The sequence below is a fragment of the Planococcus sp. APC 3900 genome, from assembly GCF_030407735.1.
Taxonomy (GTDB): Bacteria; Bacillota; Bacilli; order Bacillales_A; family Planococcaceae; genus Planococcus; species Planococcus notacanthi.
In genome coordinates this window covers 12,001-26,793 of sequence record NZ_JASDCT010000006.1, presented here as the reverse complement: position 1 = coordinate 26,793, position 14,793 = coordinate 12,001, and the positions used below count along the sequence as shown (strand labels likewise).

General features: G+C 46.1%; 14 protein-coding genes. 11 read left to right on the top strand and 3 right to left on the bottom strand.

Annotated features, from left to right (window positions below; genetic code table 11):
• The first annotated feature begins 50 nt into the window (after positions 1 to 50).
• Positions 51 to 965 carry a catalase family peroxidase gene (locus QMA04_RS12755; RefSeq protein WP_290186186.1) on the top strand — a complete coding sequence of 305 codons (915 nt, stop codon included), beginning with the start codon at positions 51 to 53 and terminating at the stop codon, positions 963 to 965.
• 195 nt (positions 966 to 1,160) lie between these two features.
• Here the strand turns inward: QMA04_RS12755 and QMA04_RS12750 are convergent, their stop codons facing one another.
• From QMA04_RS12750 to QMA04_RS12740, 3 genes are all read right to left on the bottom strand, one after another.
• Entirely contained in the window at positions 1,161 to 2,534 is a 1,374-nt protein-coding gene (locus tag QMA04_RS12750; RefSeq protein ID WP_290186185.1) for a Glu/Leu/Phe/Val family dehydrogenase, read from the bottom strand.
• 107 nt (positions 2,535 to 2,641) lie between these two features.
• Positions 2,642 to 4,132 carry a glycine betaine uptake BCCT transporter gene (locus QMA04_RS12745; protein WP_191715393.1) on the bottom strand — a complete coding sequence of 497 codons (1,491 nt, stop codon included), beginning with the start codon at positions 4,130 to 4,132 and terminating at the stop codon, positions 2,642 to 2,644.
• 89 nt (positions 4,133 to 4,221) lie between these two features.
• Positions 4,222 to 4,782, bottom strand: a complete 561-nt coding sequence (locus QMA04_RS12740) for an SLOG family protein (RefSeq protein ID WP_191715394.1) — start codon at positions 4,780 to 4,782, stop codon at positions 4,222 to 4,224.
• Positions 4,783 to 4,969: 187 nt separating this feature from the next.
• Here QMA04_RS12740 and QMA04_RS12735 point away from each other — a divergent pair, with 187 nt between their 5' ends.
• The 10 genes from QMA04_RS12735 to QMA04_RS12690 all read left to right on the top strand — a co-directional run bounded on the left by QMA04_RS12735 (position 4,970) and on the right by QMA04_RS12690 (position 14,691).
• On the top strand, positions 4,970 to 5,920 hold the full coding sequence (locus QMA04_RS12735; protein WP_290186184.1) for a threonine ammonia-lyase: 951 nt from the start codon (positions 4,970 to 4,972) through the stop codon (positions 5,918 to 5,920).
• Between the two features lie 73 nt (positions 5,921 to 5,993).
• Positions 5,994 to 6,158, top strand: coding sequence for a YfhE family protein (locus QMA04_RS12730; protein ID WP_290186183.1), 165 nt, complete (start codon positions 5,994 to 5,996; stop codon positions 6,156 to 6,158).
• A 155-nt stretch (positions 6,159 to 6,313) separates the two neighbouring features.
• On the top strand, positions 6,314 to 7,087 hold the full coding sequence (locus QMA04_RS12725) for an SDR family oxidoreductase (protein ID WP_191715397.1): 774 nt from the start codon (positions 6,314 to 6,316) through the stop codon (positions 7,085 to 7,087).
• Between the two features lie 31 nt (positions 7,088 to 7,118).
• The gene (locus tag QMA04_RS12720; RefSeq protein WP_191715398.1) at positions 7,119 to 7,676 is read left to right on the top strand and encodes a TetR/AcrR family transcriptional regulator; all 558 of its coding nucleotides are present in this window, start codon (positions 7,119 to 7,121) and stop codon (positions 7,674 to 7,676) included.
• 19 nt (positions 7,677 to 7,695) lie between these two features.
• Complete coding sequence (locus tag QMA04_RS12715; protein WP_191715399.1) at positions 7,696 to 8,118, top strand: acyl-CoA thioesterase; 423 nt, start codon at positions 7,696 to 7,698, stop codon at positions 8,116 to 8,118.
• Positions 8,108 to 9,874 carry an acyl-CoA dehydrogenase family protein gene (locus QMA04_RS12710; RefSeq protein WP_290186181.1) on the top strand — a complete coding sequence of 589 codons (1,767 nt, stop codon included), beginning with the start codon at positions 8,108 to 8,110 and terminating at the stop codon, positions 9,872 to 9,874. The genes QMA04_RS12715 and QMA04_RS12710 overlap by 11 nt, the downstream gene beginning before the upstream one ends.
• 12 nt (positions 9,875 to 9,886) lie before the next feature.
• Positions 9,887 to 10,861 carry a quinone oxidoreductase family protein gene (locus QMA04_RS12705; protein WP_191715401.1) on the top strand — a complete coding sequence of 325 codons (975 nt, stop codon included), beginning with the start codon at positions 9,887 to 9,889 and terminating at the stop codon, positions 10,859 to 10,861.
• Positions 10,858 to 11,841 carry an MBL fold metallo-hydrolase gene (locus QMA04_RS12700; RefSeq protein WP_290186179.1) on the top strand — a complete coding sequence of 328 codons (984 nt, stop codon included), beginning with the start codon at positions 10,858 to 10,860 and terminating at the stop codon, positions 11,839 to 11,841. Before QMA04_RS12705 ends, QMA04_RS12700 begins: the two co-directional genes overlap by 4 nt.
• A gap of 15 nt (positions 11,842 to 11,856) precedes the next feature.
• Positions 11,857 to 12,783, top strand: a complete 927-nt coding sequence (locus QMA04_RS12695) for a ketopantoate reductase family protein (RefSeq protein ID WP_290186177.1) — start codon at positions 11,857 to 11,859, stop codon at positions 12,781 to 12,783.
• Positions 12,784 to 12,954: 171 nt separating this feature from the next.
• Positions 12,955 to 14,691 (top strand): carbon starvation CstA family protein, encoded by a 1,737-nt coding sequence (locus QMA04_RS12690; RefSeq protein ID WP_203340545.1) that lies wholly within the window; start codon positions 12,955 to 12,957, stop codon positions 14,689 to 14,691.
• Positions 14,692 to 14,793 lie beyond the last annotated feature (102 nt).

Sequence of the window (14,793 nt, the reverse complement as noted above, 5' to 3'; positions counted from 1 at the left end):
TTACTCCTTGTATAAACAGGGTATGGATTCTCATGAAGAGGTGATAAGGAATGAAAAAGTCACAGTTAGCAGAAACAGCCATTGACCGAATTGAAAAGGTATTTGGCAGACATCAAGGGTACCGAAGAGCCCATGCCAGAGGGAAAAGTTACCGAGCCCGTTTTACAGCGACAGGTTCCGCCAGTGAGTTGACAACAGCATCGCATCTGCAAAAAGGGGAAAGCAGAGCTTTTGTTCGTTTTTCGCATTTCTCTCCAGACCCGACATGGGCAGATGCAATGTCTCCAGTCAAAGGAATGGCCGTCCAATTCGAATTGGCGAACGGAGAGGCGACCAATATCGTGGGTGTCACGTCTCCCATTTTCTTTGCAAAAACACCCGAAATTTTCACAGAAATGCTGGGTGTCGCAAAATCGTTCAAGAAAGGCAAGCCCAGCATAACGGAACTGGCAGGCTTGCTGAAAGATTATCCGGAAAGTGGAGCGATGCTCAACAACATCCGCAAAATGCAGGCACCGGCCAGTTTTGCGACCGGCCAGTATAACTCGGTCCATGCTTTTTATTTTATTGATCTAAAAGGCCAGCGCCGACCTGTTAAATACTTGTGGGAACCAGAAGAAGCAGTGGAAACCCTGTCGCCGCTCGATGCCGTTAAATTGCCAGTCGGTTCTTTTGAAGCGGATATTGAGGACCGGATTGCAAAAGGCCCAGTGAATTTCCGTCTGGATGTCATTTTGGGGCAACCGGAAGATCCTACAGACGATCCGACAAAAGAATGGCCGGACGACCGGGAAAAGCTGACGATCGGTTATTTGGCGATCGTGGAAGAGGCGCCGGAAGCGGACGAGATTGTTTTTGATCCGACGCTTGTTACGGAAGGCATTGCATGTTCAGAAGACCGTATTCTAAACTTCCGCCACGACGCGTACAGAATTTCCCACCAACGAAGAATGTCCGAGCAGTAAAAAACGCACAGCCCAATTTTAAGGGCTGTGCGTTTTAAGTCATTTTCTACTTTTAGGTGCTTGCGCTTTTCTTATTGTCCAGACTCCAGCAGCCAGCCTCTCGAGTCGCTTCAGCCTTACCAGCAATGGCAAAGACCGCCATTACCGGTAAGGCTTCCAGCGCTTGTCGAGGCTAAACGGCTGCTTGCGCTTTTCTTAATAAAGCTTTCCTTGCCGGTAAATCACAGTGGATAGCCTCATAACAGCATGGATGAAACAATTTTGGCGGAGGTTAAATGGATCGCCATAGTATTGCGGCAGTATCATGTCCATTGTTTCCTGCATTTTTTCGATCAATAACCGGTAAACTTCTTTTTCTGTATAGAACTGCGTTTCACGGCCCTGCAACCATTCGAAATAGGAAACAATGACTCCGCCGGCATTTGCCAAGATGTCAGGGATGACGACAACGCCTTGTTCACTCAAGTATTCATCGGCTTCGGCTGTCGTTGGTGCGTTCGCGCCTTCAATGATGATCCGCGCCTTTACATCTTTCACATTGTCTTCACGAATTTGGTTTTCCAGTGCCGCCAATAGCAGGACATCGACAGGCAAGGTGACCAGGATCTCGCGTTCTTTTATTTCCGCTTTGATGCTGGCACTTTGCAACTGCTCTTCTGTTGCTGGCAAATCTCCACGGTTGGTTTTGGTAAATTCGATCAAAGCGGGAATATCCAGTCCGTCTTCGTTATACAAGGTTACGTTGCGGTCACTGACAGCAACGATTTTGTGGTCGATCAACTCACATTTATAAGCCTCTAGAGCAGCTACGGAACCAACATTCCCAAAGCCTTGGACAGCCATCTTCAATGGGCGGTCGTAGAGCTCCAAAGTCGTCTTGGCAAAAGGGTTATCACTGGTGGACAGCAGCTGTTCGTTGGCTTTCACGTAATCGTGAAGAAGGTAGCGGAATGTGAAATAAACGCCTTTTCCGGTTGCTTCCCGTCTTCCAAGCGACCCGCCGTTTACAACGCTTTTACCGGTGAAACTTCCAAGGTACGGGGTACCGTGATGGACTTTTTTGTATTCTGCCATCATCCAGTCCATTTCCCTCTCGCCAGAACCCATGTCAGGCGCGGGGATGTCTTTATCCGGACCAATAACATCTGAGAAATAGCGGACGTATTTTCTGGAAATGAGATTCAGTTCTTTTTCCGAGTATTCGCGGGGGTTAAGGACAATGCCGCCCTTGCCGCCGCCGAACGGCACTTTGTGGAGTGCGTTTTTCAAAGTCATCAGAAATGCCAGGTTGATGACTTCTTCTTCATTGACGCTTTCGTGAAAACGGATGCCGCCTTTATAAGGGCCCATTGCATCGTTGTGCTGTGCACGGAAAGCGGGAATCCGAACGACACTCCCGTCATCCAAAGGGACCCTCAGGAAGGCTTTATGTATTTTGTCAGGTGTAGAAAGAATGGCGCTCAGTGAAGCGAAAGCCTGCTTGCGGTCCGCCAAATCAGGCAGGAATGAATCGTTTTCAAGCAAAGCATCCAATGATTCCTGAATAATTTTTTTGGTTTCTGTCTGCATATCCGGAACACCTCCAAGTGTAATGTCTACTTAATCTATACCCAGTCCTTCTCTATTTAATCAATAAGAAAAGCCGTCTTCGGAAATATCCCGAAGACGGCAGTTGTTTACTTTTTGTTTTTAATCAATTGCAATTCCAGATTCAGTGCTTTAAACAGCGCAAAGACCATGAGGATCATCACGAATGAGAAAGGCAATGCCGCGATAATAATGGTGTTCTGCACAGCCGTCAAGCCTCCCACGGACAGCAGGATGGCTGCCACCATTGACTGGGCAATTCCCCAGAGGATCTTGATTTGGTTGCTTGGCACCAAAGAGCCGTGTGTTGACTGCATCCCCAATACGAAAGTAGCGGAGTCAGCAGATGTAATGAAGAATGTTGTAACGAGCAGAATGGCAATGAGCGACATGATAAAGCCGAGCGGCATCTCGTTAAACATCGCAAACAATGTCTGTTCTGTAGGGAAAGCTGTTAAATCGATCCCGCTTTTTTGAAAATTGATTGCTGTCGATCCGAAAGTAGCGTACCAGATTCCCGCAAAGGCGCTTGGTGCAAGTACTACGCCAACCAGGAATTCACGGATGGTGCGGCCTTTGGAAATGCGGGCGATAAACATACTGACAAATGGTGCCCATGAAATCCACCATGCCCAGTAGAAGATGGTCCATCCATCCAGCCAGCTGCGATTTTCTGCATCAAGTGGAGCGGATTGGAAACTCAGGCTGATTAAATTTTGGAGATACTCTCCGAAAGTTTCAGTGAACATATTCAAAATTAGTAGAGTAGGGCCTAATATTAGGACCAGTATCAACAAAATAACTGCTAAAACCATATTGGTATTAGACAGGTATTTGATTCCTTTGTTCAGTCCCGACCATGCAGAAGCGATGAACAAAATAGTCACGGCACCAATGATCAGCATTTGTACCCAATATTCTTGAGGTGCGCCGAACAGATAAGCAATGCCGCCATTAATTTGAGCAGCGCCAAAGCCGAGTGAAGTTGCTACGCCAAAGACTGTAGCAAAAACAGCGAGTACGTCAACGAGTGTTCCCAAGGGACCATTCATCTTATCGCCAAAAATCGGCTTCAATGTTGATGAAATTAATGCAGGTTCGCCTTTTCTGAATTGGAAAAAGGCTAAAGAAAGAGCGACCATTCCATACATCGTCCAGATATGGATGCCCCAGTGGTAATAAGAGCGCTGCAAAGCTTCCTTAAATGCAGCGTCAGATCCGATTTCTGCCGTTGCAGGTTGAATGGCAAAATGGGATAGCGGCTCTGAAGCGCCATAGAAGACGAGGCCGATGCCCATCCCCGCAGAGAATAACATGGAGATCCAACTGAAAGTCGAAAACTCAGGGCGATCAGAATCTTTGCCAAGCCGGATTTTTCCATAGGGGCTGACGATAATGATGGCAACGAGGATTAGCAGAATGGCCATAATCATTAAATAATACCAGCCAAATGCTGTATTGATATAGTTACGGATGTTTCCCGTGGCAGTTTCAAAGATTTCAGGCGCAATAACGCCGAAAGCGACAGTTAAGATAACCAACGCAAATGTGATGTAAAAGACTTTCGAAGCTTTCTTCATAGTTCCTCCTGAAGTAATTTTTTTAACATAGTTGTTAAGGTTACCTAAAAGCTTACTTATAGTCAACCTAATAAAAGAAAGGAGGGATATTAATTGTCCCATTCCTTCATTTGTTCTTCTTCTGCCACAACTCGCAGGTCATCACCGGAAATCGTCAAAACTTGATAATCAGTTGTTTCCGCATAACGCTCCGCTTCTTTCTTGATGAATTTGGGGGAACCATCAGTTTCTTCATCATAGACTATGAGGATGCCATCGGAATTGCGCAGGAAGAACTTGTTCTTTTCGATGAATTGCCAAGGTGCTTCATAAGGTTTACTGGTCAGGCTGCGGTGAAAATCAGCCTGTTCGATAATCATGCGATAATTTTCCTGCTTGGTTTCATTCCATCTTCCTTCCTGGTCGAGAAAAGGTGTAAGCACAGCGTATTTCAATTCCGGAAATTCTTCCTTCATCTCCAGCACAACTTCAGCAGCCCAGGTTTCAACACCCAGCTGTCCGCTCAAAATTATCCATTCCAATCCTTCATCAAGCAAAGCACGAAAACGATTTTCCAATGCTTTTTTAATGAAAAAGACACCTGGATTCTTTTCGTCAAATATGCCCAGTTCATGTTGCTTATAGCCGGTGACCACCAATCGTTTCAACAATTTGTCCACTCCTCTTGAGGTTTTGCCATCTTACTCTATAGTATAGGCGGCAGAGCGTAAACTCGCATTAATTTCTCCGCATAACGGATGGATTTTTAAATCTGATTATTCAATTTAAAAAGAACGTTTATGATAAGATACAGGAAAAATAGAACGGATTTATTAGTGAACCAAAGGAGTGGATTAAATGGTAAGCCTTGCAGATGTGAAGAAAGCACAGAAAGAAATCCAAGAGACAATCCATCGAACACCGATCTTGACGTCTTCGCTTCTGGATGAACGCTGCGGAATGGAAGTCTTTTTAAAAGCGGAACATCTGCAGAAGACGGGCTCCTTTAAAATAAGGGGAGCCACGAATGCGGTAAAACAAGCAGCAGCAGCTGGAGCACGTTTCATCACAGCAGCGTCTTCAGGCAATCATGGCCAGGCTATTGCTTATATCGCCGGTCGAATGGGCATCCCTGCGATCATTATTGTGCCTGAAGATGCCAATCGCGCCAAAGTGGAAGCGATTAAAGCATACGGGGCCAAGGTTGAGTATTGCGGATTGACTTCCGCTGAACGAATACCGAGAGCCGAGCAATTGGCAGAAAGAAATAATGGGGTCTATATCCCACCTTATGATCACCCCGCGGTCATTGCCGGCCAGGGAACCGTTGCCTTGGAGATTCTTGAACAGGTGCCGGAAGCGGACACCATCGTTGTGCCGGTTGGAGGGGGCGGCTTGATCAGCGGAATTTTATCGGCAGTAAAAAATAGTAAACCCAGCATCCGTATTATCGGAGTCGAACCTGAGACAGCCAATGATACGTTTCTCTCTCTTCAAAAAGGGGAAATCACAGCCATTTCCGGAACTTCAACCATCGCGGACGGATTGCGCACTTCACAGCCTGGTGATTTGACCTTTCCGGTTTTGAAAGAGCATCTCGACGACTTGGTCTTGGTTTCTGAAACTGAAATTAAAGAGGCATTCCGTTTCTTGTTGGAACGCACCAAACAACTAGTAGAACCTTCAGGCGCGACGGCTTTGGCTGCAGTCATGGCAGGTAAGAATGAAATGGAAATTAAAAAGGCCGTTGTCGTTTTAACAGGAGGGAACATCGACCTTCTTAAGATTTCTCATGTACTAGAAAATTGAGGTTTAGATGAACGTCACGCGGGAAAAGTGCCAACAACAGGATGGAAACCAATTGATGAAAGGAGTGGGAGTCATGAGCAAAGAAAAAGAGCCACATGAAAAATTGGCGGATAAAGAACTGGATTTGAAGGCCGCTCAGGAAGTGCATTACAATGACGATTTTAAGAAAGCAGACAATGTTGCCAAGGCGGAAAATCAACAAAACGAAAGCAAGTCCGAAAAATCTGATGACAAGTGATTGAAAAGCTGATTATTACTTAAAGTAATAATCGGCTTTTTTGTATTGAATCGTTTCTTGCAAAAAGAAGTTGAAAGCGGTAACATTAATTTAAGAATTCTGAACATACTAACTAGTTAGTATGTATGTTTTATCAATAGACAGGGGGATGGAAGATGAACGTAATGGATTTATTCAAATTGGAAGGCAAAACGGCAATTGTAACAGGAGGTGGCCGTGGCCTTGGTGCCATGATGGCTGAAGCGTTTGCAGAAGCGGGAGCGAATGTCGTCGTGTGTTCACGAAAAGTGGAGGCCTGCCAGGAAACGGCGGAAAAATTGGATAAAATGGGCGCCGGAACGCTTGCGCTGGCATGTGATGTCACGAATGAAGACGATGTGAAGAATGTTGTTCAGCAAACGCTTGAAAAGTTCGGCTCTATTGATATTCTGGTCAATAATTCCGGAGCTACGTGGGGAGCGCCGGTTGTCGATATGCCGCTGGATGCCTGGCAAAAAGTGATGGATGTCAATGTAACAGGAACATTCCTCATGAGCCGTGAAGCAGGAAAGGCGATGATTGAACAAAAGAGCGGAAAGATCATCAATATTTCATCAGTTGCCGGATTAGGGGGAATCAATCCGACGCTGATGGATACGATAGGCTATAACACCAGCAAAGGTGCGGTCATCACTTTTACGAAAGATTTGGCTGCCAAATGGGGGCAGCATAACATTAACGTCAATGCGATCGCTCCTGGTTTCTTTCCGACCAAAATGTCGAAAGTGGTGATGGAAAAAGGACAGGAGGGCTTGCTTGCCCAAACGCCATTGAATCGTTTCGGTACGGAAGAGGATTTGAAAGGAGCCGCTTTATTCCTGGCATCCAAAGCTTCTGATTATATAACTGGTGATGTCGTTATCGTCGATGGCGGCATGCACGCACTGTAAATTATGGGAAAACGAATGGCGGGGTATGACCATGAAAGCGGAAATCAAACAGAAAAGCATTCTCCTGTTTGAGGAAAAGGGTTTCAGTGAAACTTCCATACAGGATATCGTCGAGGCGTTAGGTGTCACGAAAGGGACTTTCTATTATTACTTCTCAAGCAAAGAACAACTGTTGATGGATATTCATTTAGGCTATATCGACGATCTGCTGAACCGCCAGGAGAAAATCCAGCAAAAGCAAATCAGCAATCGTGAAAAACTGACGCAGCTCATCGCTTTATTGATTACCGACATCGCGAAACATGGACCAAGCGGGAAAGTATTTTTTAGGGAAATGCGCCATCTGGGCGAAGAGAATGCCTTCCAAGTGAAGGGCAAACGTGAAAAATTTCGTAAAAACCTGGAAAAAATCATAATGGACGGTATCGTTCAAAAAGAATTCCGGCAGGGACTTGATCCTGATATCATCGCATTTGCCATTTTAGGTGTCGCTAATTGGAGCTACCAATGGTTCAATCCCTCAGGTGGGATTACAGCGGATCGGTTGGCGGACATATACAGTGATCTGATTCTTAACGGCATCGTTTGAAGATAAAGGAGGAAATGCAATGGCACATGAAATTCCGGTAAAAGTGCGGTTTAGTGAAACTGACGCCTTAGGGCATATCAGCAATATCAGCTATTTTATCTATCTGGAAGAAGCGCGGACTGAATTTTTCGCTGAACTGGGTTTTGGGCGCGACATCAAGAATTGGAAGATCATTCTTGCTTCAGCTTCCTGTGACTTTGTCAGTCAGGGCTATTACAACCAAAAGTTGGTCGTCCGGACAGAAGTCAGCAAAATCGGCAACTCAAGTTTTCAGGTGGTACACGAAATCAATGATGCAGAAAGTGGGGAACTGATTGCAAGAGGACAGGCAAGCGGTGTCCATTTCAATTTCGAAACACAAAAAAGCGAGCCTTTACCCGAAGCAAACCGCCAACAACTGGAAAAGCATTTAATCAAGGAGGCAAGCCATCATGGAAACTAAGACCACAGGATATAAAGGGGCATCCTTCCTTTATCAACCGTCGCAAGATTTTTTCACACCGGAAGATTTCACGGATGAGCATCAATTGATTGCCAAAACAGCAAGGCTTTTTCTTGAAAAGGAAGTATGGCCAAACAATGAAGCCATCGAAAACCAGGATTTCGATTTGGTTAAGGGGCTGTTTGCTAAAGCGGGAGAGCTTGGGCTGCTTGGCCATAGCATTCCAGAAGCATACGGTGGCCTTGGACTGGATAAAATCAGCAAAGGGCTGGTCGGCGAGTCGCTGGGCTCAGCTGGAGGATACGGCGTAGCGCATTCCAATCATACATGCATTGCGACGTTGCCAATCACTTATTTTGGCACGCGAGAGCAAAAAGAGAAATATTTGCCGAAGCTGGCTTCGGGTGAATTTATCGGTGCTTATTGCCTGACGGAGCCGGGAGCAGGGTCCGACGCGCTTTCTGCCAAAACTACTGCCAAGCTCAATGAAGCCGGAACCCATTACCTATTGAACGGAACAAAGATGTTCATCACCAATGCCGCTTTTTCCGATACATTCATTGTTTACGCAAAAGTTGATGGGACAGCCTTTACGGCGTTCATCGTTGAAAAAGACCACCCAGGCCTATCGCTTGGGCAGGAAGAACAGAAGATGGGCATTAAAGGTTCTTCCACGCGATCCGTCATTTTTGAAGATTGCGAAGTGCCGGTGGAGAATTTGCTTGGGGAAATAGGCAAAGGCCATATCATTGCCTTAAATGTCTTGAATTTGGGACGCTACAACCTGGGATCTGCCTGCATGGGTGCAGCAAAATATGGATTGGAGCTAGCATTGAAATATACCAGCGAACGCCGTCAATTCGGCAAAGCGATTGCGGAATTTACGGCTACTCAAGAAAAATTGGCCAATATGGCTCTTCGCATCTACGCCTCTGAATCTCTTCAATACCGGACTGCGGGGTATTTGGAAGATGCGCTGGGTGGGCTTTATGAATCGGACGATTACGACTTTATTGCTAAACAGCTGATGGAGTATGCAGTTGAATGTGCGGTCTGCAAAGTGCATGGCTCGGAAACGCTCGACTTTGTAGCTGATGAGGCACTGCAGCTACATGGCGGTTACGGTTTTATTAAAGAATATAAAGTGGAGCAAATGTACCGTGATTCACGGATCAACCGGATCTTTGAAGGCACAAATGAAGTCAATCGGTTGCTGATTCCAGGGAATTTGTTGAAGCAGGCGGCTAAAGGTAAGCTGCCATTGCCGCAATTGACAGCATCTGCTATTGAAGAAATGAAATCTCCAAAAGCCGTAACAAACTCGCCTATTTCCCGGGAAATAGAAGCCGTCCAGGCAATCCGCCGCATCTTTCTGTTTTGTACTGGCATGGCCTATGAAACATACGGAAACAGTCTCGGTGAAGAGCAGGAAGTGCTGATGGCATTGGCGGATATCGCTATTGCTTTATACGCTCTCGAATCTGCGGTGATGAGAACGGAGAAAGCAATGGCAACAGAAAGCGAACAGCAGCATGCGCTGAAAATGTTGATGATCCAGGCTTTGGCGAGCGATACACTTATGGAAGTGGAAATGGCGGCCCGTAAAATGATCCAGGCAATTTCTGATGAAAATCAATTGGCGCGCAATACAGCCGCAGTGATAAACGAACTGAACCGTCTGCAGCACGGGGGCATGGATAAAGTGAAGCGGCAGATTGCTAAGGATTTATTAGAAGCGGAACACTATATTTGCTAGGGGGAATTATTGATGAAGGTTATTAAATTTGAAGAATACGGTGGACCTGATGTCTTGCAGTTCGTGGAAGCTGAAAAGCCGGATCCATCTGCTACAGAAGTCATTATTGAAGTGAAAGCAATCGGCGTCAATTATGCAGATACAGCGAGGCGTGAAGGGAAATATGTCGTCCCGACGGAACTGCCGTATATTCCAGGGTCGGAAGTGGCTGGCGTAATCGTCGAAGTGGGGGGAAACGTCGAAAAGTTTAAAACGGGCGATCGTGTTGTTGCGCTCATCGGTTCTGCAGGCTACGCCGAATATGCAGCTGTCGACCAAAGTGTGCTGACAGAAGTGCCGGAAGGCGTCGACTTTGATCAGGCTGTGGCGCTGCCGCTGCAGGGATTAAGTGCTTATCATATTTTAAAAACCATGGGCCGTCTGGAACCAGGGGAGACAGTATTGATTCACGCTGCTGCAGGTGGTGTCGGCGCCATCGCCGTCCAATTAGCCAAGATTTTTGGGGCTGGAAAAATTATCGCAACAGCGAGTACGGAAGAAAAACTATTTCATGCGCAGAAAATGGGTGCTACCCACCTGGTCAACTACACGGAAGAAGGATGGGTAGAAAAAGTGAAGAGCCTTACTGACGGTAAAGGCGTAGACTTGGCGCTGGAAATGGTCGGCGGTGAAGTCTTCAATAAAACGGTGAAATGCTTAGCTCCATTCGGCAGGCTTGTCATATTCGGTGCAGCCAGCGGAGAACAGGCGTCATTCAACCCTGGTCAATTGATGCGCAAAAACCAGTCAGTCATCGGCTTTTTTCTGCCACAGATTATGCGTTACCCGGAATTATTCCAGCGAAGCTTCAGTGAATTATTGACTTATATGAAGAGTGGAGAGTTGATTTTGACGATCGGCGGTACGTATCCATTGGAAGAAGCAGCGAAGGCTCATCATTCGTTGCAGGGGCGAAAAACCATCGGGAAGCTGGTTTTGAAGCCGTGACGCAGCATGTATCAAATAATGGCTTTGAAACTGCGGCGATGCTGGAAAAATTGGGAGTTGAAGCGATCCGGATTGATTTGCCTTTTCGTTTAAATCACGTCAACTGCTTCTTGGCCGAAACTGGGCAGGGGTGGACAGTCATTGATGCTGGATTAAACAATGACTATACGAGAGCTTTATGGGAACGCAAGCTGCAAGGCAAACAGGTCACTGATATATTGGTGACCCATTATCATCCGGACCATTTCGGCTATGCAGGTGGATTGCAGGAAAAGACGGGAGCAAAAGTTCGAATGACCCAGACGGATGCGGCAGCAGGAATGGCGTCGTGGGCAGATCCTTTTTTGGAAACCATTCCTGAAAACTACAGAGCGTCGGGAATTCCTGAAAGCCAGGCAGTGCAGATGGCAAAGAATACGGAAGAATTCAAGCCTTTGGTATCGCCTTTGCCGAAAATCGAACAGTATTTAGCAGAAGGGGACCTTGTGCAGATCGGCCACAATGAATACCGGGTGATCTCTACGCCAGGCCATTCCGACGGCATGATTTGCTTCTATAATGAAGAGCACCGGACATTGTTTTCAGCAGACCACATTCTGCCTAAAATAACACCCAATATTTCGTATTGGTTTCATGGAGAAAAGGATCCTCTAGCGTCATACTTAGCGTCTTTGAAAAAAGTTAGGAAATTGGATGCGGGATTCGTCATTCCGTCTCATGGAAGCCCATTTTATGATGCCAATCAGCGAATCGATGAACTGTTGAGGCACCATGACGAGCGGCTTGAAGAAACGCTGGAGGCAATCACTGCGCCGAAAACCATCTTCAAAGCATGTGAAACATTGTTCCGGCGGCCTTTGAACGTTCATGAAATGCGTTTTGCTGTGGGAGAAACACTGGCACATCTGGAACACTTGAGGCACAAAAAGGAATGTAGACGCGAAATGACAAATGGCATTTGGCTATATGAAAAAGTATAGAAGAGGAGTGCAGTCATGAAAATCCTGATTGTAGGTGCAGGAGCGATTGGTGGATACTTTGGCGGACGATTGCTCGAAAAAGGGGAAGACGTCACTTTTCTGGTGAGGGAAGGAAGAAAAGAGAAGCTGCAGCAAACTGGCTTGAATATCCAAAGCAAACACGGGGATCTGCAGCTTTCTCCTAAACTGATCACAAAAAAAGAACAAAGTGCGCCTTTTGATGTGGTGTTGCTGTCCACCAAATCCTATCAGCTGAAAAACGCGATAGAAGATGTAAAGGCGTTTGTCGACAGCAATACCATGATTCTGCCTTTGTTGAATGGGATCGCTCATTTGCCTCCGTTGGTCGAAGCTTTTGGAGAAGAACGCGTCATCGGAGGCTTATGCTTTGTCGAAACAACATTAGCGGAAGATGGCACCATTGTCCAGACAAGTCCCACTCATCAATTGATCTACGGTGAACGGACAGGGGACGATACGCAACGTATACAAAGATTGGAACAGGCTTTCTGTGGAACCAAGGCGGATTTCATCAGGAGCGATAACATCGAACAGGAAATGTGGCATAAGTATTTGTTTATCACAGCCATGTCGGGCATCACTTCCATGATGGAATCGCCTATTGGGCCGATACGGGAACTTGAATCGGGACAGCGTACAATCCAGACATTGCTGGAAGAGCTTGCAGCTATTATGGAAAAGATGGAAGCTCCTATCCAACGGGGAATTGCGGATATGCAATTAAAGCGGATCAACAGCATGTCGGCAGAGATGAAATCTTCCATGCAGCGGGATATCGAAAAAATGCAGGCTACGGAAGCTGAACATCTGCAGGGCTACTTGCTCGCGCGGGCTAAAGAATTAGAAATGCAGGTTCCTGTTCTTGAAATCATCTATACGAAATTAAAGTTATATGAGCAAAAATTGACTAAAGATGCTTAAGCTCCTTGTCTATTAAAGGCAAGAAGCGTTGTATAAAATGACTCTGCCATTCAAGTTGGTTTAAGCGAAATGATTATTGTCAGAACATTTACAATATTATCGCACTCCTCTATGATTGGTGTACAAGCAATTTGGAAAGCTTGCAAAAAAATAGGAAAAGGGGTTGGAAATGTGAATGCCATTGCGTTGGCCGCTATTGGAATTTTCATATTTATTCTGGGGTACCGCTTTTATTCTAAATTTGTAGCAGAAAAGATTTTCAGGCTTGATCCGAATTATGTAACACCGGCCCATCGCTTTAAAGATGGAGTCGATTTCGTACCTACCAATAAGTTTGTATTATGGGGACATCATTTTACTTCCGTTGCGGGAGCTGCTCCAATTTTAGGGCCAGCTATAGCTGTCTATTGGGGCTGGTTGCCGGCAGTATTATGGGTAGTTCTCGGAACGGTTTTTGCTGCCGGTGTCCATGATTTCGGCACACTGGTTTTGTCGGTCCGGAACAAAGGGCAATCAGTCGGGACGCTCGCGCATCGTTTGATCGGCCAGCGCGGAAAGGTTTTGTTTCTGTTCATCATTCTGATTCTGGTTTTGATGGTCAATGCTGTATTTGCCTGGGTAATCGCTAACTTGTTTATTTCTTACCCCGCCAGTGTTATACCGGTTTTCATCCAGATTCCATTAGCAATTTGGATCGGTCATGCTGTTTATAAAAAGAACAAGAAAATGCTAGTCCCATCACTTATCGCTTTGGCAGTCATGTACATAACTGCTGTAGTTGCCAGCCAAGTGAGCTTTTTGCAAATCGACCTGGTGCAATATATGGGTGGAGAAGATGGAGCCGGATTATTTGGGTTAGGTTCAATTTCAACAGCCTTCTTTATCTGGATCATCATCTTGATGGTCTACGTCTACATCGCTTCCACTTTGCCCGTCTGGAAATTGCTGCAGCCGCGTGACTTTATCAACTCGCATCAATTGATTGTCGGACTAGGCATCCTGTATTTGGGGTTACTGTTCACCAACCCGGACATAACTGCACCAATTACCAATCCGGATGCTGATATTTCCTGGTTCCCATTGTTGTTCATTACGATTGCCTGTGGTGCGATATCCGGTTTCCATGGACTTGTGTCTTCCGGTACTTCATCTAAACAGCTCGATAAAGAAACCGATGCCCGTTTTGTCGGTTATTTAGGCGCTGTGGGTGAAGGGGTCTTAGCGCTGATTTCCATCATTGCCGTTATTACCTTGTTCCCGGACAAAGAGACGTTCTTTGCGACTTATAGCAGCTTCCAGGCTTCTAACGGAGCCGGGTTAGGTGCTTTTATCGAAGGGGCCACCAATTTAGCTCAAGGCCTGCTGATTCCTGCGGAAGTGGCGTCAACCATTGTTTCCATCATCGTGGTGTCATTTGCAGCTACAACGTTGGACACGTCAGTCCGCTTAATGCGCTACATCATTTCAGAGCTGGGTGTCGAATACAAAATTCCATCTCTTGAGAAAAAGCATGTCGCGACTACTATCGCAGTTGGAGCAAGTGCTGCACTGGTCCTGCTTCCGGAAGGCCCGAATGGTTTCGGTTCAGGCGGCTACTTGTTATGGCCGTTATTCGGTACCGCCAACCAGCTGCTTGCCGGCATCAGTTTGCTGCTGATTTCCATCTGGCTCCGAAAACTTGGTCGAAATTACATGGTGACGATCATTCCGATGATCTTCCTGATGTTTATGACGCTATGGGCCATGTTCCAGCAGGTCTTCCTGCAATGGGCTTGGTATGCGGACCAGCCAAGTACGCTGCTGTTCGTATTTGGTGCGATCATCTTCGTCTTTACACTTTGGATTATCTTGACGGCAATTCAAGCGTTGCTTAAGAAAACAGACCCTGACTTTTCAGGTGACGAATAAAGAGCGGTTTCAGTTAATGGAGAGTCTGCCTCAATGACTGGACAAAATAGGACGATGGCCAAGGGATCATGCAATTTGTGGTCCCTTCCATTTATATTAAGG